The 17,522-nt window shown below is 63.0% G+C and carries 17 protein-coding genes; 7 read left to right on the top strand and 10 right to left on the bottom strand.

Annotated features, from left to right (window positions below):
• Positions 1 to 59: 59 nt before the first annotated feature.
• Positions 60 to 2,777, bottom strand: a complete 2,718-nt coding sequence (gene secA, locus C9E81_RS14380; RefSeq protein WP_122113049.1) for a preprotein translocase subunit SecA — start codon at positions 2,775 to 2,777, stop codon at positions 60 to 62.
• Between the two features lie 205 nt (positions 2,778 to 2,982).
• Between secA and C9E81_RS14375 the strand changes: the two genes are divergently transcribed.
• The 4 genes from C9E81_RS14375 to C9E81_RS23540 all read left to right on the top strand — a co-directional run bounded on the left by C9E81_RS14375 (position 2,983) and on the right by C9E81_RS23540 (position 5,717).
• Positions 2,983 to 3,828, top strand: a complete 846-nt coding sequence (locus tag C9E81_RS14375) for a peptidylprolyl isomerase (protein ID WP_122113048.1) — start codon at positions 2,983 to 2,985, stop codon at positions 3,826 to 3,828.
• Positions 3,829 to 3,830: 2 nt separating this feature from the next.
• Complete coding sequence (gene argJ / locus C9E81_RS14370; protein WP_122113047.1) at positions 3,831 to 5,084, top strand: bifunctional glutamate N-acetyltransferase/amino-acid acetyltransferase ArgJ; 1,254 nt, start codon at positions 3,831 to 3,833, stop codon at positions 5,082 to 5,084.
• The gene (gene mutT, locus C9E81_RS14365; RefSeq protein WP_122113046.1) at positions 5,081 to 5,479 is read left to right on the top strand and encodes an 8-oxo-dGTP diphosphatase MutT; all 399 of its coding nucleotides are present in this window, start codon (positions 5,081 to 5,083) and stop codon (positions 5,477 to 5,479) included. The genes argJ and mutT overlap by 4 nt, the downstream gene beginning before the upstream one ends.
• A 109-nt stretch (positions 5,480 to 5,588) precedes the next feature.
• Positions 5,589 to 5,717 carry a hypothetical protein gene (locus C9E81_RS23540; protein ID WP_279432718.1) on the top strand — a complete coding sequence of 43 codons (129 nt, stop codon included), beginning with the start codon at positions 5,589 to 5,591 and terminating at the stop codon, positions 5,715 to 5,717.
• Between the two features lie 96 nt (positions 5,718 to 5,813).
• Here the strand turns inward: C9E81_RS23540 and infB are convergent, their stop codons facing one another.
• The 5 genes from infB to pip all read right to left on the bottom strand — a co-directional run bounded on the left by infB (position 5,814) and on the right by pip (position 12,419).
• Entirely contained in the window at positions 5,814 to 8,387 is a 2,574-nt protein-coding gene (gene infB / locus C9E81_RS14360; protein ID WP_122113045.1) for a translation initiation factor IF-2, read from the bottom strand.
• Positions 8,388 to 8,395: 8 nt separating this feature from the next.
• Positions 8,396 to 9,016, bottom strand: coding sequence for an RNA-binding protein (locus C9E81_RS14355; protein WP_122113044.1), 621 nt, complete (start codon positions 9,014 to 9,016; stop codon positions 8,396 to 8,398).
• Positions 9,017 to 9,038: 22 nt separating this feature from the next.
• Positions 9,039 to 10,655, bottom strand: a complete 1,617-nt coding sequence (nusA, locus tag C9E81_RS14350; protein WP_122113043.1) for a transcription termination factor NusA — start codon at positions 10,653 to 10,655, stop codon at positions 9,039 to 9,041.
• Entirely contained in the window at positions 10,655 to 11,278 is a 624-nt protein-coding gene (rimP, locus tag C9E81_RS14345) for a ribosome maturation factor RimP (RefSeq protein WP_122113042.1), read from the bottom strand. Before rimP ends, nusA begins: the two co-directional genes overlap by 1 nt.
• A 145-nt stretch (positions 11,279 to 11,423) precedes the next feature.
• Positions 11,424 to 12,419 (bottom strand): prolyl aminopeptidase, encoded by a 996-nt coding sequence (gene pip / locus C9E81_RS14340; protein ID WP_122113041.1) that lies wholly within the window; start codon positions 12,417 to 12,419, stop codon positions 11,424 to 11,426.
• Between the two features lie 47 nt (positions 12,420 to 12,466).
• Here pip and ubiG point away from each other — a divergent pair, with 47 nt between their 5' ends.
• On the top strand, positions 12,467 to 13,201 hold the full coding sequence (gene ubiG / locus C9E81_RS14335) for a bifunctional 2-polyprenyl-6-hydroxyphenol methylase/3-demethylubiquinol 3-O-methyltransferase UbiG (protein WP_122113040.1): 735 nt from the start codon (positions 12,467 to 12,469) through the stop codon (positions 13,199 to 13,201).
• On the opposite strand, the gene C9E81_RS14330 is transcribed toward ubiG, so the two are convergent.
• From C9E81_RS14330 to C9E81_RS14315, 4 genes are read right to left on the bottom strand one after another with little or no spacing between them, the layout of a single operon-like run.
• The gene (locus C9E81_RS14330) at positions 13,198 to 13,668 is read right to left on the bottom strand and encodes a MarR family winged helix-turn-helix transcriptional regulator (protein WP_122113173.1); all 471 of its coding nucleotides are present in this window, start codon (positions 13,666 to 13,668) and stop codon (positions 13,198 to 13,200) included. The genes ubiG and C9E81_RS14330 overlap by 4 nt on opposite strands.
• Before the next feature lie 4 nt (positions 13,669 to 13,672).
• A complete protein-coding gene (locus C9E81_RS14325) occupies positions 13,673 to 14,539 on the bottom strand; it encodes a carbon-nitrogen hydrolase family protein (protein WP_425010646.1) in 867 nt (288 codons plus the stop codon).
• A complete protein-coding gene (gene grxC, locus C9E81_RS14320) occupies positions 14,536 to 14,811 on the bottom strand; it encodes a glutaredoxin 3 (RefSeq protein WP_122113039.1) in 276 nt (91 codons plus the stop codon). The genes C9E81_RS14325 and grxC overlap by 4 nt, the downstream gene beginning before the upstream one ends.
• A 31-nt stretch (positions 14,812 to 14,842) precedes the next feature.
• Complete coding sequence (locus C9E81_RS14315; RefSeq protein ID WP_243698663.1) at positions 14,843 to 15,634, bottom strand: ComF family protein; 792 nt, start codon at positions 15,632 to 15,634, stop codon at positions 14,843 to 14,845.
• Between C9E81_RS14315 and C9E81_RS14310 the strand changes: the two genes are divergently transcribed.
• Together C9E81_RS14310 and hemH are read left to right on the top strand one after the other, a co-directional pair.
• Positions 15,633 to 16,481, top strand: coding sequence for a methyltransferase domain-containing protein (locus C9E81_RS14310; RefSeq protein WP_122113038.1), 849 nt, complete (start codon positions 15,633 to 15,635; stop codon positions 16,479 to 16,481). The two genes, C9E81_RS14315 and C9E81_RS14310, sit on opposite strands and share 2 nt — an antisense overlap.
• On the top strand, positions 16,478 to 17,506 hold the full coding sequence (gene hemH / locus C9E81_RS14305) for a ferrochelatase (RefSeq protein WP_122113037.1): 1,029 nt from the start codon (positions 16,478 to 16,480) through the stop codon (positions 17,504 to 17,506). The genes C9E81_RS14310 and hemH overlap by 4 nt, the downstream gene beginning before the upstream one ends.
• Positions 17,507 to 17,522: the final 16 nt, after the last annotated feature.

Here is a 17,522-nt window from a genome sequence, read left to right as displayed (position 1 = left end):
ATGATTGATACTTCCTGTATAGCGGGTGGCGAACTCCTGCCGGGGCGCCCCGGTGCAGGTCAGATCGATCCGTGGCAGTGCTTGAACTTCTTGCCCGAGCCGCAAGGGCAGGGATCGTTGCGCGACGGGCTGCCCCAGGTCGAGGGATCGTTTTCGTTGAAGCCCTGGATCAGCGGTTCGGGCTTGTTCTCATCATCCGAGGATTGCGACTCGGAGCCATGTTCCATTGTCAGATGTTCCTGGCGCGCTTTTTGCTGTTCGGCCATCTGTCGCAGCATTTCCTCGCGCTCGGCCTCGGTCAGCGGACGGATTTGCGCAAGGCGTTTCGTCACGTCGCCACGCAGCCCGTCAAGCAGGCTCTCGAACAGTTGGAAGCCCTCGGTCTTGTATTCCGACAGGGGGTCGCGCTGCGCATAGCCGCGGAAGCCCACGACCGAGCGCAGATGTTCGAGCGTCAGCAGATGGTCGCGCCATTTCTGGTCGATCATCTGCAAGAGCACCTGCTTCTCGATCATCCGCATGTTCTCTTCGCCGAAGGCCTGCGCCTTGTCGGACATGTAGGTGTCGGTGGTTTCGACGATGCGTTCGCGCATCACCTCCTGATCGACGCCTTCCTCCTCGGCCCATTCCTCGACCGGCAGGTTCATGTTCAGCCCTTCGCGGATGGCGGTCTTCAGCCCGTCCATGTCCCATTGATCGGCATAGGTCTTGGCAGGCATGTATTCGTCGACCAGGTCCTCGATCACCTGATGGCGCATATCGGCGGCGATCTCGCCGACCTCCTCGCTGTCCATGATCTCGCGCCGCTGGCTGAAGATGGCCTTGCGCTGGTCGTTCATCACGTCGTCGAATTTCAGCAATTGCTTGCGGATGTCGAAGTTGCGTCCCTCGACCTTCGCCTGCGCGCGTTCCAGCGACTTGTTGACCCAAGGGTGAACGATCGCCTCGCCCTCTTTCATGCCGAGGCCCGACAGCACCTTATCCAGCCGTTCCGAGCCGAAGATCCGCATCAGGTCGTCTTCCAGCGACAGGAAGAACAGCGAGCGGCCCGGATCGCCCTGACGGCCCGAACGGCCGCGAAGCTGGTTGTCGATACGGCGGCTTTCATGGCGTTCGGTGCCCAGCACGAACAGCCCGCCGGCATCCAGCACCTTCTGCTTGTCGGCGGCGTGTTCAGCCTCGATACGCTCGCGCAACTCGTCGGGATTGGCCTCCGGATCAGCCTTCAGCGCCTCCATCACCTTCATCTCGACATTGCCGCCAAGCTGGATGTCGGTGCCGCGGCCGGCCATGTTAGTGGCGATGGTGACGGCGCCCGGTTTGCCCGCATCAGCGACGATCTGCGCCTCGGCCTCGTGCTGACGGGCGTTCAACACATTGTGAGGAATGCCTTCCTGTTTCAGCAGTGCCGAGAGCATCTCGGATTTCTCGATGCTGGTGGTGCCGACAAGGGTAGGCTGGCCCTTGGCATGAGCCTCCTTGATGGCCTCGATCACGGCGGCGTATTTCTCGTTCGCGGTGCGATAGACGCGGTCATGTTCGTCCAGGCGCTGGATCGGACGGTTGGTCGGAACCTCGACCACGCCCAGCTTGTAGATCTCGGCGAATTCGTCGGCCTCGGTCGAGGCGGTGCCGGTCATCCCCGCCAGCTTGTCGTAAAGCCGGAAATAGTTCTGGAAGGTCACGCTTGCCAGCGTCACGTTCTCGGGCTGGATATTCACGCCCTCCTTGGCCTCGATGGCCTGATGCAGCCCGTCCGACAGGCGGCGACCCTTCATCATCCGGCCGGTGAATTCGTCGATCAACACGACCTCGCCGTCGCGGACCATGTAATGCTGGTCCTTGAGGAACAGCTTATGCGCCCGCAATGCCTGGCTCGCATGATGAACGATGGTGGTCGATTCGGGATCGTAGAGCGTCTGTCCCTCGGGCAGCACGCCATCCTCGGCGAGCTGCTGCTCCAGGAACTCGTTGCCCTCTTCGGTAAAGGTGGCGTTGCGGGCCTTTTCGTCCAGCTTGTAATGCTCTTCAGTCAGAAGCGGGACATATTTGTCCAGCACCTTGTAAAGCTCTGACCGGTCCTGCGAAGGCCCCGAGATGATCAGCGGCGTCCGCGCCTCGTCGATCAGGATCGAATCGACCTCGTCCACGATGGCGAAGTTATGGCCGCGCTGGACCATCTCTTCGACGCTGCCCTTCATGTTGTCGCGCAGGTAGTCGAAGCCCAGTTCGTTATTGGTGGCATAGGTGACGTCGGCGGCGTATGCCTCGCGCTTTTCCGCCTCTTGCTGGAAGGGATAGACGACGCCAGTGGTCATGCCGAGCTGCAGATAGACCTTGCCCATCCATTCGGCGTCGCGCTTGGCGAGGTAGTCGTTGACGGTGACGATATGCACGCCCTTGCCGGTCAAAGCGTTCAGATAGGCGGGGAAGGTGGCGACCAGCGTCTTGCCCTCGCCGGTCTTCATCTCGGCGATATTACCCTGATGCAGGAAAATCCCGCCCATCAGCTGCACATCGAAGGCCCGCAGGCCAAGCGCGCGCCTCGCGCCCTCGCGGCAATTGGCGAAAGCCTCGGGCAGGATCGCGTCGAGCGGCTCACCCCCCTGTACCCTTTGCTGGAACTCGCGGGTCTTCTCGACCAGCCCTTCATCGGACAATGCCTTGAACTCGTCTTCCAACGCGTTGATCCGGGCGACCAGCGAGCGGGTCGATTTCACCTTGCGGTCATTCGGCGTACCAAAGACCTTCTTCGCCAGAGTTCCGATGCCGAGCATGTTACCTTCACAGTCACGTTGTTGGGAAAGGCTGTTACGAATGGGCCACTTGCCCGTACCTGCCGCATTGCCGTATCAGGGGCCTGAACGAAACGCGGCGGCGGCGCCTTCCACGGTTGCGTGGGATGTATGCCCGGCTTGCCTGACTGTCAACGCTGGCTCTTCCCCGCAGGGGGATTCGGCCCTGACCCATAAAGGAATCTCCATGCTGAAATCCTCCATTCTCGCGGCCTTCGTGATCGCGGCGCCGATGATGCTGCCTGCCACCCTGCAGGCCGAGGAAAGCAATGCCGACACGGTTGTCGCAACCGTCAACGGCCAGGAGATCACTTTGGGGCAGATGATCGTGATGAAGCAGTCGATGCAGGATCCGCAGATGGCGGAACTGCCCGATCAGGCCCTGTGGGACCTGATGCTCGACCAATTGGTCCGCCAGACCGCCGTGGCGGCGAACGGCAAGGAAAACGCCGGTGTCCGTGCGCAACTGGAACTGCAGCGCCGCAATACGCTGGCCGCAGCGGCGGTGACCGAACTTTCCGGGGGCGATCCCACGGATGAAGAGATCAAGGCCGCCTATGACGAGCTTTTCGCCAATGCCGAGGCGACGACCGAATATTCGGCGGCGCATATCCTCGTGAAAACAGAGGACAAGGCGAAAGAGTTGAAGAAGGAACTGGATGGCGGCGCCGATTTCGGCACGCTGGCCGAGGAAAACTCGACCGGACCGAGCGGGCCGAACAAGGGTGATCTGGGCTGGTTCGCCGCCGACCAGATGGTTCCGCCCTTTGCCGAGGCCGTGAAGGCGATGGAGCCGGGGCAGGTTTCCGATCCTGTGCAGACCGATTTCGGTTGGCATATCATCAAGCTGAACGATACCCGGGTGAAAGAGGCTCCGAAGCTGGAAGAGATCCGCGAGCAACTCGTGCAGAAGATCCGCCGCGACAAGATCGAGGCCGAGATCGAGCGCGTGTCAAGCGAGGCCAAGGTCGAGAAGGCCGAAGGCATCGATCCCGCGCTGATCAACAATACCGATTTGCTGGAGGCCGAGTAATCATGGCCAAGGCGGGGCATCCCGTATCGCCATTGGCGCCGGCGGCATTTCCGGATCTGCCGGTGATCGATGGCGTTGAATTCGCCAGTGCGGCGGCGGGAGTGAAATACCAGGGCCGCACCGATGTGACCCTGATCCGCATAGCCGAAGGGGCACAGATCGCCGGTGCCTTCACGAAGTCGTCGACCCGCGCTGCCTGCGTGCTGGATAATCAGGCCAAACTGGCCATGGGCGGTTCTGCCGATCAAGGGGCCGCGATCATCGTGAATTCCGGCAATGCCAATGCCTTCACGGGCGCGCGCGGACAGGAATCGGTGAATGCGGTGACCGGGGCCGTGGCGTCGGAACTTGGCATCCCTGCTGCACATGTGTTCTCTTCCTCGACCGGCGTGATCGGCGAGCCGCTGCCGCATGAGCGGATCGTGAAGGTCATCGGTGATCTGGCCCGGAGGCTGGACCGGGCAGGCGCGGCGGATGCTGCCCGCGCCATCATGACCACGGACACTTTTCCCAAGGGGGCCTCGGCGACTGTCGCCGGGGAGGGCGGAGAAATCCGTATCGCGGGCATTGCCAAGGGATCGGGCATGATCGCGCCCGATATGGCGACGATGCTGGTCTATATCTTTACCGATGCCAGGATTCCGGCAGGGCTGCTGCAACAGGCACTGGATGGCGGCCTTGGATCGAGTTTCAACGCCATTACCGTGGATAGCGACACCTCCACTTCGGACGCGCTGATCCTGGCGGCCACGGGCCGCAGCGCGGCGGCCGGGATCACGTCGCTTGAAAGTCCTGTGGGGCAGGCTTTTGCGGAGGCTCTGCACAGGGTCATGCGCGAGCTTGCGCATCTGGTGGTCCGCGATGGCGAGGGCGCGACGAAATTCGTCGAGATCCGGGTGACGGGCGCGGCCTCGGATGCCGATGCCAGGAAAGTCGCCAGGGCCATCGCCGATTCGCCGCTGGTCAAGACTGCTATCGCCGGTGAGGACGCGAATTGGGGCCGTATAGTCATGGCGGTGGGCAAATCGGGCGCCAGCGCCGATCGCGACAGGCTGACCATATGTTTCGGCGACATGATTCTGGCGGAGAACGGCTGGCGGGCCGAGGGTTATGATGAGGGCAGGGCCAGCGCCTATATGAAGAATCAGGAATTGCTGATCTCCGTCGATCTTGGTTTGGGGGAGGGGGCGCAGACCATGTGGACCTGCGACCTGACCCATGGCTATATCGACATCAACGCCGATTACCGCTCGTGAAGACGGTTCTTGTCGCCGCTGTTGCCTTGATAGATCCCGACGGGCGCGTGCTGCTCGCACAGCGCCCCGAGGGTAAATCGATGGCCGGGTTGTGGGAATTTCCGGGCGGCAAGGTCGAACCGGGAGAAACCCCGGAAGCCGCGCTCATCCGCGAACTGCAGGAAGAACTTGGTATCGACACATGGAGTTCCTGCCTCGCCCCGCTGAGCTTCGCCAGCCACAGCTATGACGATTTCCATCTGCTGATGCCGCTTTACGCCTGCCGCAAATGGAGCGGTGTGGTGCATCCTCAGGAGGGGCAGAAGCTGAAATGGGTTCACGGGCGGGAATTGCGCGACTATCCAATGCCGCCCGCCGATATTCCCCTGCTGCCGATGCTACAGATGTGGCTTTGATGCATCCCGCGGGCCGGGCCACAACTTGAAATTGTGACAATAGCGTAAATCTGCTTCCAATTTTTCCTGCCGTTGGCGATTATCAGCCTATGGCAGGAGGAGTAGTGTCATGATTCGCACGATTCAGATCGGCAGCTACATTTCGGTTCAAGGTCTCTTTGAACGGATGGTGCCGAATGGAAATGTCGTCGTTCGCGTCGGCAAGCAAACCTATGAAGGCAAGCCAGTATCCAAGTAACTCGCTATTTTTGTGCCAAGAATATATAAAAGGGGCGCTTCAAAGCGCCCCTTTTGAATTTCCGCCTGACATCAGTGGCGAACTGGAGACAGGTGCTTACAGGCTGCGCTCGACTTCCTCGCGCTCGAAGATTTCGATGACATCGCCCTGCCGGATATCGTCGTAATTCTCGAAGGCCATACCGCATTCCTGGCCTGACTGCACTTCCTTGACCTCGTCCTTGAAGCGCTTCAATGTCTTCAGCGTGCCCTCGTGGATCACCACGTTGTCACGCAGCAGGCGCACACCTGCCGAACGGCGGGCAATACCTTCGGTAACCAGACAGCCCGCGACCTTGCCGACACCGGTAACCTTGAAGACTTCCCTGATCTCGGCATAGCCGATAAAGTTCTCGCGAACCTCGGCCGACAGCAGGCCCGAAGCGGCTGCCTTGATATCGTCCACCAGGTCATAAATGACCGAATAGTAACGAATTTCGACACCCTTCTGGTTGGCCGAGTTCCGGGCCGGCGCGTTGGCACGCACATTGAAACCGATGACCGGAGTTTTCGAGGCTTCGGCCAGCGTAATGTCCGATTCGGTGATCGCACCGACGCCATAATGGATGACGCGCACGCGCACCTCGTCATTGCCCAGTTTTTCCAGCGCCTGAACGATCGCCTCGGCCGATCCCTGCACATCGGCCTTCACCACCACCGGCAATTCGGCAACACTCTCGTCGGCCTTGGCTTTCGCCATGAGTTGCTCCAGCGTGGTCGCAGCCCCGGCGGCGGCGCGTTTGTCCTTGGCCTGCTGGGTCCGGTAATCGGCAATCTCGCGGGCTTGAGCTTCGGTTTCCACGACGTTCAACACGTCGCCGGCCTCGGGTGTGCCGTTAAGGCCGAGCACCTCGACCGGAACGGAGGGACCAGCCTCTTCGATACGGTCGCCCTTGTCGTTGATCAAGGCGCGGACCTTGCCCCATTGTTCGCCGACGACAAAGATATCGCCGCGCCTCAATGTGCCATTCTGTACCAGAACCGTGGCCACCGGGCCGCGGCCCACATCGAGTTGCGCCTCGATCACCGCCCCCTGTGCCGCCCGATCCGGGTTGGCCTTGAGTTCCAGGATCTCTGCCTGCAGCGCGATGGCCTCCAGCAACTCGTCCAGCCCCTGACCGGTCTTGGCCGATACTTCGACATCCTGCACATCGCCGGACAGTTTCTCGACGATCACCTCCTGATGCAGCAGCGAGGTGCGCACCTTGTCGGGATCTGCTTCCGGCTTGTCGACCTTGTTGATCGCCACGATCATCGGCACTTTCGCCGCCTTGGCGTGATTGATCGCCTCGATGGTCTGCGGCATCACCGCGTCATCGGCGGCCACCACCAGCACCACGATATCGGTGACATGTGCGCCACGCGCCCGCATCGAGGTGAAGGCGGCGTGGCCCGGCGTATCGAGGAAGGTCAGCACCGCGCCCGATTCGGCCTTCACCTGATAGGCGCCGATATGCTGGGTAATGCCGCCGGCTTCGCCCGAAACGACATTGGCGTGGCGGATCGCGTCCAGAAGCGAGGTCTTGCCGTGATCGACATGGCCCATGATGGTGATGATCGGCGGGCGCGGATGGAGATCTTCGGGCTTGTCCTGAATCGTATCGATGACCTGCTCGACATCGGCATCGCTGACGCGCACGGCCTTGTGGCCGAATTCCTCGATCACCAGTTCGGCGGTGTCGGCATCGATGGATTGATTCATCGACACCATCATGCCCATCTTCATCAGCGACTTGACCACATCGGCGGCGCGTTCGGCCATCCGATTGGCCAATTCCTGCACGACGATGGCTTCCGGCAACTGCACTTCACGCGACTGCTTTTCCGCGCGCTGCTGCTGGCCCATCGCCTTCTGGCGGGCACGTTCCTGCTTGCGCTTCATGGCGGCAAGGCTGCGCTGGCGGCCACCTTCGCCGTCAAGCGCCTGCTTCAGCGACAGCTTGCCCGAGCGGCGGTTGTCATCGCGGACGCTCTTGCCACGGCTGTCACGCTCTGCGACGCGATCAGGACGGTCGCGATCGGATTTGCGCGGACCGGCTGCGGTCACACCCTTGGTCTCGGCACGTGCTGCGGCAGCTTCTATGGCGGCCTGATCCTGCGGAGCGGGGGGGGCGGGCGGAGTGGCGGCGGGCTTGGCGCGCTCTTCCTTCTTCGGCTCGTCCTTGCGCTTGGCCATTTCCTCGGCTTCGCGGGCTTTGCGGGCCTCTTCTTCGGCTTTCGCCTTCAGGGCTTCCTCGCGCTCGCGTTCTTCGCGTGCCTTGGCTTCGGCCTCGGCCCGGCGGCGTTCGCGCTCTGCCTCGCGGGCCTTTTCCTCGGCCTCACGGGCAGCCGTTTCCTCGGCCTCGCGCGCCTTGGCGGCGGCAAGAGCCTTCAGCCGACGCTCCATCTCGGCTTCGGTGATCCCGGCCGGACGCTTCGACGGATCGCCGCCACGTTTCGCGAGGCCTGCGGATTTGGACATGTCACCGGCACCGGACTGAGCCGCGCCGGGTTTCGGCACCACGACGCGCTTGCGCTTGGTCTCCACGACCACACTTTTGGTGCGGCCATGGCTGAAACTCTGTTTGACCTGACCCGAGCGGCCACTACCACCGCCCAGACCGAGTGTCTTCTTACCGTCTTTATCGCTCATCTGCGTCTTCATTCCTTCCCGGTGGCCGTATTGCCACCGTCATGCCCGCGCAGACCCGTCAGTCTGCCGGCTTCCAAGATCACCTTGTCCGTCAGGCCACTCGCCGCAAGCGCGCCGTGTATGACATGATCGCGCCCGAAGGACAAACCCAATTCTGAGGCGGTGAGGCAACCGAACCAGCGTCCGCCCGTTGGCGTCCACAGCTTGCCCTTCCCACGTTCCGAGCCATCGCTGGCCTGCAGCAGCACCTTGGCCTTGCCATCGGCCAGCCATCCCTTGACCTTTTCGAACCCGGCCACCGCGTTTCCGGATTTGCGGGCCAGCGAAACCAGTTCCACGACACGCCGCGCCAGGCCATCCTCGACCATTCCGGCCAGAGACTCGGGCGCCTTCACCTGGGCCTTGGCGGCGCGCGAGAATAATCCCTTGGCCGCGGCCTTTTCGATAGCCGCACGGTCGGCTGCAACCCAGATGCCGCGGCCGGGCAGCTTTTCCGCCAGATCCGGCACCACCAGATTGTCCGGCCCGATGACGAAACGGATCAGCCCCGGCTTGGGCTGCACCTCGCCGGTCACGATGCAGCGGCGTTCCGGCTGCTCGCGCGTTTTGTCCCGTCCGCCTCGGCTCACGGCCTTGCCAGATCCGGGGCGGTCAGGCCCCGGCCTCCTCGTCGGTTTCGGTCCCGGCTTCCTCGGCCGGTGCCTCCAGCTCTGCCGGATCGACCCAGCCAAGGCTGACGCGCGCGGTCATGACCATGGTCTGCGCTTCCTCCAGCGAGACGTCGAAAGGTTCCAGAAGGCCTTCGTCCTTGACGCGCTGGCCATCCACGGTGGTCCAGCCCCCGGCCAGTTCCCAATCGGCGCAGGTCGCGAAATCCTCCAGCGTCTTGATGCCGTCCTTCGCCAGCGCCTCGATCATCTGGGGAGTGAGCCCCTCGAATTCAACCAGCGAATCCTCGACCCCGAGCGCGCGGGCATTTTCCAGTGCCGCCTTGTTACGGGCTTCCAGGACGTCACGGGCACGGGCCTGCAATTCCTCGGCCGTGCTTTCGTCCACGCCCTCGATGCTCAGCAACTCGTCCTGTTCGACATAGGCGACCTCTTCCAGATCGGTGAAGCCTTCGGCGACCAGAAGCTGGGCAAAGAATTCGTCCAGGTCCAGCGCATCCATGAACAGCTTGGTGCGGGCGTTGAACTCGGCCTGGCGGCGCTTGGATTCCTCTTCCTCGGTGAGAATGTCGATATCCAGGCCCGTCAACTGGCTGGCGAGGCGCACGTTCTGGCCGCGGCGGCCGATGGCCAGCGAAAGCTGCTCGTCCGGCACCACGACCTCGATGCGGCCGCCATCCTCGTCGAACACGACCTTGCTGACCTCGGCGGGCTGCAGCGCGTTCACGAGGAAGGTCGCCTGATCCTCGTTCCACGGGATGATGTCGATCTTCTCGCCCTGCAATTCGCCGACCACGGCCTGAACGCGGCTGCCGCGCATGCCAACGCAGGCGCCGACCGGGTCGATCGAGTTGTCATAGCTGATCACGGCGATTTTCGCGCGCGAGCCGGGGTCACGGGCCACGGCCTTGATCTCGATGATGCCGTCATAGATTTCCGGCACTTCCATCTTGAACAGTTCCGCCATGAATTGCGGATCGGTGCGCGACAGGAAGATCTGCGGGCCACGGGTCTCGCGGCGGACATCCTTGACATAGGCGCGGATACGGTCGTTCGGGCGATAGCTTTCGCGGCCGATCTTTTCGTTGCGGCGCAGGATCGCCTCGCCACGGCCTACATCGACGATGATATTGCCGTATTCCTCGCGCTTGACGACACCGTTGATGATGGTGCCGGCACGGTCCTTGAATTCCTCGTATTGACGGTCGCGCTCGGCTTCGCGGACGCGCTGCAGGATGACCTGCTTGGCCGATTGCGCGGCGATCCGGCCCAGTTCGACCGGCGGCACCTCGTCCACGATCACGTCGCCGACCTTCGGATCGTCCAGATAGGGGCGGGCCTGTTCGACGGTCAGTTCGGCCTGGTAATTCTCGACCGCGTCATCCTCGACCACGGTCCGGACGCGGGTAAAGCTGGCATTGCCGGTCTTGCGGTCGATCTTGACCCGGATATCCATCTCGGCGCCGTAGCGCGACTTGGCGGCACGGGCGAGGCTGTCCTCCATCGCTTCGATGACCAGTTCAGGCTCGATCATCTTCTCGCGCGCGACGGCCTCGGCCGTCTGCAACAGTTCCAGCTGGTTGGCAGAGGTGATTGCCATCACTTACTCCTTGCGTCATCGGCGCTGTCCGCGCCCTGTTCATCGTCGGTTTCAATCGCGTCGAAGGCGGTCTCGTCGAGATTGTCGATCTCGACACCGGCCTCTTTCTTCTGACGCAGCATTTCGCGGATCAGTTCATCGGTCAGAACCAGCTTGGCGTCCGACAGCCAGTCGAAATTCAGCCCGATGGTCTGCACCTCACCGCCTTCTTCTATATTTATCAGGACTTCGTCGCCCTCGACGCCAGCGAGCACGCCCTTCCAGCGTTTGCGCCCGTCGATGGGCTGGTTGGTTTCCAGCCTGGCCTCGTAACCCTCGAATGCCGCGAAATCCTTCAGCCGGGTCAGCGGACGGTCAATGCCGGGGCTGGACACTTCGAGGTGATAGGCATCCTCGATCGGGTCCTCGACATCCAGCGTGGCGCTAACAGCGACGGAGATATCGCCGCAATCATCGACATTGATGCCGCCCTCGGGACGGTCGGCCATGATCTGCAGGGTCGCCGTCTTGCCGCCCTGCAGCCGCACGCGCACCAGCTCGAAGCCAAGATCCTCGATCACCGGGGTGATGATCTCGGCAAGGCGCCTGTCGATGGCGGTCTTGGCGATCAGATCGTTGGACATGACTTCCTTTCGGATACAAAAAACGGGCCGTCAGCGGGCCCGTGCGAAACTTCCGGTGGGCAGGGGGTGGAAGCCTGCACCGCTGTTGACCCGCATATAGGACCGAATCTTCCGGATTGCAAGCAGGCGATGGCAGTGAAGCATGTCAATCCGCCTTTCCCGATTCGCGCCGGTCATCGTCGCGAATCGCATCCATGACCCGCACAAGTTCCGCCGAGATCCGCGGCTCCGACAATGCATGTCCCGAGGCGGGCATCAGGCGCAGGTCGCATTTTTCCCAGCCCCGCGCCAGCTCATATGCCGAAAGCGGCGGGCAAACCATGTCGTAGCGCCCCTGCACGATCACGGCGGGCAGATGCTCGATCAGATGCCGGTCGCGCAGGAGCTGACCCTCGTCCAGAAAGCAGCCATTGGCGAAATAGTGATTCTCCAGCCGGGCGAAGGCGCGGGCATATTCGGGGGGCGCGTGGCCGGTAGCGGAGTTCTGTAACCCGGCCAGCGCGTTTTCCCACATCAGCCAGGGCATTGCATAACGCCCCTGCTGGCCAAGATCGTCGGAAAAGAGCCGGCGGTGATAGGCCGCGATCATGTCATCCCGCTCGGCTTCGGGAATCGGATCGCAGAATCTTGCCCAGAGATCGGGAAAGAAACGACCCGCGCCGCCGCCATAGAACCAGTCGAGTTCGGCCTGCCTGCCCAGGAATACCCCGCGCAGAATCAGTCCTGCTACACGGTCGGGATGCGCCTGCGCATAGGCCAGCGCCAGCGCGGCCCCCCAACTGCCGCCAAAGAGCAGCGCGGTCTCGATCCCCAGCACAGTGCGGATCTGCTCGATGTCGCGGATCAGGTCAGGAGTGGTGTTCCCCTCGACCGAGGCTGCGGGGCGGGAACGGCCGCAGCCGCGCTGGTCGAACAGCACCACGCGGTAATGCTCCGGATCGAAGAAGCGACGCATATAGGGGCTGCATCCTCCGCCCGGACCGCCATGCAGGACGATGACCGGCCGGCCCTCGGGATTGCCGCATTCCTCGACATAAAGCCGATGCCCGTCGCCGGTATCGACGACGCGTCGCTCATATGGTTCGGTCGAGCGGTAAAGGCGGCCATCTGACGCGCCGATTTGTCCTGCCAATCTGTCCATGGACCGACTATAAGCCCAACTGCCGCAACCCGCCAGAAGGACCCGTCATGACAAGCATCGACCCGACCGAAATCGCCAAGTTCGAGGCCATGGCGGCGGAATGGTGGGATCCGAAGGGCAAGTTCAAGCCGCTGCATATGATGAACCCGGTGCGGCTTGACTATATCGTGACACAGATCGCCGCTGAATATGGACGGGACCGGCGCAGCCTGCGACCCGTCGAAGGGCTCAGGCTGCTGGATATCGGCTGTGGCGGCGGGCTGATCGCCGAACCGATGGCGCGGTTGGGGGCAGAGGTCATTGGGGCCGATGCCGCAGAGGGCAACATCGCTGTGGCGAAGCTGCATGCCGAGCAGCAGGGGCTGGAGATCGACTACCGTGCCACCACAGCCGAGGCGCTGGCCGAATCGGGCGAGTTTTTCGACGTGGTGCTGGCGCTGGAGATTGTCGAGCATGTCGCCGATCCGGCCGCTTTCATCGCCACGTGTCACAGCTTGCTGCACCCCGGCGGCTTGGCCATCGTCTCGACCCTGAACCGCACGGCGAAAAGCTTCGGCGCGGCCATCATCGGCGCGGAATGGATCATGCGCTGGCTGCCCAGGGGCACGCATGAATGGAGCCGTTTCATCACGCCGGACGAATTGTCGGAAATGGCGAGCGGTGCGGGACTGGCCCCGGTCGATGCGCGGGGGATGGTGTTCAACCCGCTGACATGGGGATGGAGCCTGTCCGATCGCGACCTGTCGGTGAATTACGCCATCGCGGCGCGACGGCCCGCCTAACTGTCACCCTCGAGCCTGCGGCGCAGCTCGCGCAGGACGGGCAGGGCAAGGCGGACCCGCTCGGCGCCGATATCGCGCACGACCTCGGCGATGATCGGCATGAAGGCGGCGATCGCCGCGTCGCGGGCGGCCCGGCCCGCCGGGCTGATCGATACGAATTTGCGCCGCGCGTCGTCCCAATCGGGACGGATATGGATATGGCCCGCCCATTCCAGCCGGGACAGTGTATTGGTCATCGCGCCCCGGGTGACGTGGAAGGCTTCGGCCAGTTGTGCGGGTGTGCGCTCTTCATTCACATGGGCCAGCAGGTTCAGCACCGAGAAATGCGAGATCTGCATGCCGCGCGGCAGGGCATGGCTGATCAGGCTGCGCGACAGCTGATCGGCAATGAAGACTTCGGCAAACAGGCTTGCGGCCAGCCGGTCGCTGCTTTGGTCGCGCTCGATTTCGTTCTTGGTCGTGGTCATTGCCTCAGGGGCCGTCATAGGCCCGGTCATGTGCCAGGGAAGGGATGCGGGACCGTGCCCTGTCAACCGCCTCGAGGTCAAGGGAAACCATGCTCACCCCCGGTGATACACCAGCATCGGACAACACGTTGCCCCATGGATCGACCGCGAGCGAATGGCCATGGCTTTGCCGCGGCAGCCGGTCAGGCGAATGCGGGGCGGGATGGGTGCCGCATTGCGCCGGCGCCAGCACGAAACAGCCGGTCTCGATGGCGCGGGCGCGCAGCAGCGCCTCCCAATGCGCCTTGCCGGTGGTGGGGCTGAAGGCCGATGGAACGGTCAGGATCCGCGCCCCGGCCTTTGCCAGATCGCGATACAGATAGGGAAAGCGCAGGTCGTAACATATGGTCATGCCAACCGGCTGCCCCGCAGCGCGCGCCAGCACCGCCCGACTGCCGGGACGGTAGGCAGAGCTTTCGCGATATTGCTCTGTCTCCGAGATGGTGACGTCGAACATGTGCAGCTTGTCGTAACGCGCCGCGATCCCGCCCTCCGGATCGATCAGGAAACTCCGATTCACGAAACGCCCGTCATCGGGATCGTCGCCTTTCAGCGCCAGCGAGCCGATCAGCAGCCAGATTCCCGCTGCGCTCGCCTCGGCCCGCAACGCGGACAGGGTCGGATCCTCTGCCTCGGGCTTCAGGATGGCTGCCTGCCGCTTGCGGTCCGGGGAAAGCAGGTTCGTGACCTCGGGCGTCAGCACGAACTTGGCGCCGGCCGACGCTGCCTCGCGGATCATCGGCACCGTGGCGGCGAGATTCGCGTAGGCATCGTCCCCGGAATTGAGCTGCAGCAGTGCAATCTTCAGCGAGGCGGGTTCGGGAGTGGTCATGCGGCCGATCCCGCAAGCAACGGATTCAGTTTGCCATCGCGTTCCAGCGCGAACAGGTCGTCGCAGCCACCCACATGTTTGCCGCCAATGAAGATCTGCGGAACCGTGCGGCGGCCATTCGCCCTTTGGGTCATCTCGGCGCGCAACTGGGGCTGGGCGCCCACGTCGATTTCCTCGAAGGGGACATTTTTGCGTTGCAGAAGCGATTTCGCCGAAATGCAGAAAGGGCAGGTCCGGGTGGTATAGATCTCGATACGCGGCTGATCGGTCATTGGCATTTCCGTTTGGTGGATTTTCCTCTATCTAGGCATCCTTCACGGCGCGCGCCAGCACTGCAACCGAAACCGGTCCCGATCCCGCTGCCAGCAACGCCTCTGCCGCGGCGGCGAGGGTCGCGCCAGAAGTCATCACGTCATCGACCAGCAGCACCTGCTTGTCCGCTATGCGGGATGCACGGCGGGGATTGATGGCGACCGCTCCCGAGATATTCGCGAAGCGATCCGCCACGCCGCGATGGTCCTGACCGGGTGTGTGCCGCCTGCGCAGCAACAGATCCGGCAGGTGGTGCAACCCCTGCATCCCGGCGAGATGCCGGGCGAGCAGGGCGGACTGGTTATAGCGCCGTTTCAGCAGGCGGCGGAAATGCAGGGGGACCGGTGCGACGATCATGCCGGGGCGAATGACCGGCGCGGCGGCCTGCGACAGCCAGAGGGCAAGTGTCGGCGCCAGATCCGGTCGATCGCCATGTTTCAGTGTCAGGACAAGTTCCCGTCCGACACCGGAATAGACGATTGCCGCCCGGCCGTGATGCCACGGGCGTGCGACCGACAGGCAATCGTCGCATCTGGTCTCTTGCTCCTGGGCGCCGGAATGGCCGTCATCGGCAAGTGGCGCACCGCAACTTGCGCAGGCAAGACCGGAAATGAAACATGTCTCCTGCCAGCACTCGGGGCAGAGCCCACCCCCGGCATCTTGCGCAGGGGTAACGTCCGGTCCGCTCGCAACGGCCTGGCCGCATGAAAGGCATTGCGGTGGATAAAGCATGCGCAGCATGGCTTTTACCGGGCCGCGAAGCATCCTATGTTCCATGCCCATGAGCAGCAGTCCTTCCCCATCCCTTACCGAACGCCCCCCGCTGACCGATCGCGAGGCGCTGCGGCGTCAGCGGCGCAGGGCGATGCTTCAGGGGCATGTCGATATATTGCACCGCATCGCGGCGGCGGAACTGAAGGATAGGCTGTCGGAAGTTAACAGGGATTTTCGCGCACCTGTCGTCGTGACCGGTTTTCCAGGCTTCTGGTCGGCGGAATTTCCGCAGGCTCGCGTGGTTTCCGACGATCCGGTGCTGGATTTGACTCCGGCATCGCATGATCTGGTCGTCCACGCCATGGCGCTGCACTGGGCCGATGATCCGGTCGGGCAGATCGTGCAGTCGTCGCGGGCGCTGCGCGAGGACGGGCTGTTCATCGCCGTTTGTTTCGGCGGGCAGACCTTGCACGAGGCGCGTGCTGCCATAGCCCAGGCCGAGGCAGAGGTCACCGGCGGGCTGTCGCCGCGGATCCTCCCGATGGGCGAGATCCGCGATATGGGCGCGCTGCTTGCGCGCGCCGGGCTGGCGCTGCCGGTTGCCGATCTGGTCAGTCAGCGTGCCAGCTATCGCGACCTGCTGCATCTGGCGCATGATTTGCGGGCGATGGGCGAGGGCAACGCGATGGCCGCGCGGCTGCGCAGGCCCACCCGGCGCGAGGTATTCGCCCGCGCAGGGGCGATCTATGCGCAGGCCCATCCCGACCGCGACGATCCGTCCCGTATCCAGGCGAGCTTCGATCTGGTTTTTCTGACTGGATGGGCTCCGTCCGAAACACAGCAGAAACCCCTGCGTCCCGGCTCCGCACAGAAAAGTCTTGCCGATGCGCTCAACGAAATCAGGAACAAGTCATGACGCCAGCCTATGCGCCCGCCGATCATCCCCGGATAGCGCCCGCTAGAACAGGGATCCTGATTGCCAATCTGGGCACGCCGGACGGCTATGACTACTGGTCGATGCGCCGCTATCTGAACGAGTTCCTCTCGGACCGGCGGGTGATCGACCTGCCGCGCTGGAAATGGCAGCCGATTTTGCAAGGTATCATCCTGACCAAGCGGCCTTTCAGTTCGGGCGCGAATTACAAGACCATCTGGAACGAGGAAAAGGGCGAAAGCCCGCTGATGACCATCACCCGCGACCAGGCACAGGCCTTGCGCGAACGCGCCACCGCCGAATGGGGCGAACAGGTGATGGTGGAGTTCTGCATGCGCTATGGAAACCCCTCGACCCATGAGGTCGTGGGGCGAATGGTCCAGGCGGGCTGCCGCCGTATCCTGTTCCTGCCGCTTTATCCGCAATATGCGGGGGCGACCTCGGCGACAGCGAATGACCAGCTTTTTCGGGCGCTGATGGAGCAGAGATGGCAGCCTTCGGTGCGCACCTGCGCTCCCTATTTCGACCGGTCCGATTATATCGACGCGCTGGCGGGCTCGGTCGAGCGGGCGCTGGAGGGGCGCAAACCCTCCAGGCTTGTCGCCTCCTATCACGGCATGCCCAAGCGCTACCTGACGCAGGGCGACCCCTATCACTGCCAGTGCCGGAAAACCTCCCGACTGCTGCAAGAGCGTTTGGGCTGGGAGGACGGTATCATCGACACCTCCTTCCAGTCGGTTTTCGGGCGCGAGGAATGGCTGCGCCCCTACACGGTCGAGCATGTGGCCGAACTGGCGCGGCAGGGGCATTCCGACATCGCTGTGATCTCACCTGCCTTTGCAGCCGACTGCATCGAGACGCTGGAGGAAATCAACGGAGAGATCCGCGAGTCGTTCGAACATGCGGGCGGCAAGGGGTTCACCTATATCCCCTGTCTCAACGACGACCCGGCGCATATCGAGGTGATGATGAATGTCATCCGCGAGAATATCGGTGGATGGGTCTGACAGAACGAAAAGGGGG

Origin of the sequence: Paracoccus alkanivorans, from assembly GCF_003697785.1 — a bacterium.
Taxonomy (GTDB): Bacteria; Pseudomonadota; Alphaproteobacteria; order Rhodobacterales; family Rhodobacteraceae; genus Paracoccus; species Paracoccus alkanivorans.
Note: the sequence above shows the minus strand (reverse complement) of the source record. Positions and strands in the feature narration are given on the sequence as shown.

Bases quoted from the DNA above. Each gene is read 5' to 3' on its own strand.
- C9E81_RS14315 (WP_243698663.1), bottom strand. From the start codon at position 15,634: ATGGGCATGGAACATAGGATGCTTCGCGGCCCGGTAAAAGCCATGCTG.
- C9E81_RS14325 (WP_425010646.1), bottom strand. From the start codon at position 14,539: ATGACCACTCCCGAACCCGCCTCGCTGAAGATTGCACTGCTGCAGCTC.
- pip (WP_122113041.1), bottom strand. From the start codon at position 12,419: ATGGACAGATTGGCAGGACAAATCGGCGCGTCAGATGGCCGCCTTTAC.
- rimP (WP_122113042.1), bottom strand. From the start codon at position 11,278: ATGTCCAACGATCTGATCGCCAAGACCGCCATCGACAGGCGCCTTGCC.
- C9E81_RS14330 (WP_122113173.1), bottom strand. From the start codon at position 13,668: ATGACCACGACCAAGAACGAAATCGAGCGCGACCAAAGCAGCGACCGG.
- infB (WP_122113045.1), bottom strand. From the start codon at position 8,387: ATGAGCGATAAAGACGGTAAGAAGACACTCGGTCTGGGCGGTGGTAGT.
- hemH (WP_122113037.1), top strand. From the start codon at position 16,478: ATGACGCCAGCCTATGCGCCCGCCGATCATCCCCGGATAGCGCCCGCT.
- secA (WP_122113049.1), bottom strand. From the start codon at position 2,777: ATGCTCGGCATCGGAACTCTGGCGAAGAAGGTCTTTGGTACGCCGAAT.
- nusA (WP_122113043.1), bottom strand. From the start codon at position 10,655: ATGGCAATCACCTCTGCCAACCAGCTGGAACTGTTGCAGACGGCCGAG.
- ubiG (WP_122113040.1), top strand. From the start codon at position 12,467: ATGACAAGCATCGACCCGACCGAAATCGCCAAGTTCGAGGCCATGGCG.
- grxC (WP_122113039.1), bottom strand. From the start codon at position 14,811: ATGACCGATCAGCCGCGTATCGAGATCTATACCACCCGGACCTGCCCT.
- C9E81_RS14375 (WP_122113048.1), top strand. From the start codon at position 2,983: ATGCTGAAATCCTCCATTCTCGCGGCCTTCGTGATCGCGGCGCCGATG.
- C9E81_RS23540 (WP_279432718.1), top strand. From the start codon at position 5,589: ATGATTCGCACGATTCAGATCGGCAGCTACATTTCGGTTCAAGGTCTC.
- C9E81_RS14310 (WP_122113038.1), top strand. From the start codon at position 15,633: ATGAGCAGCAGTCCTTCCCCATCCCTTACCGAACGCCCCCCGCTGACC.
- argJ (WP_122113047.1), top strand. From the start codon at position 3,831: ATGGCCAAGGCGGGGCATCCCGTATCGCCATTGGCGCCGGCGGCATTT.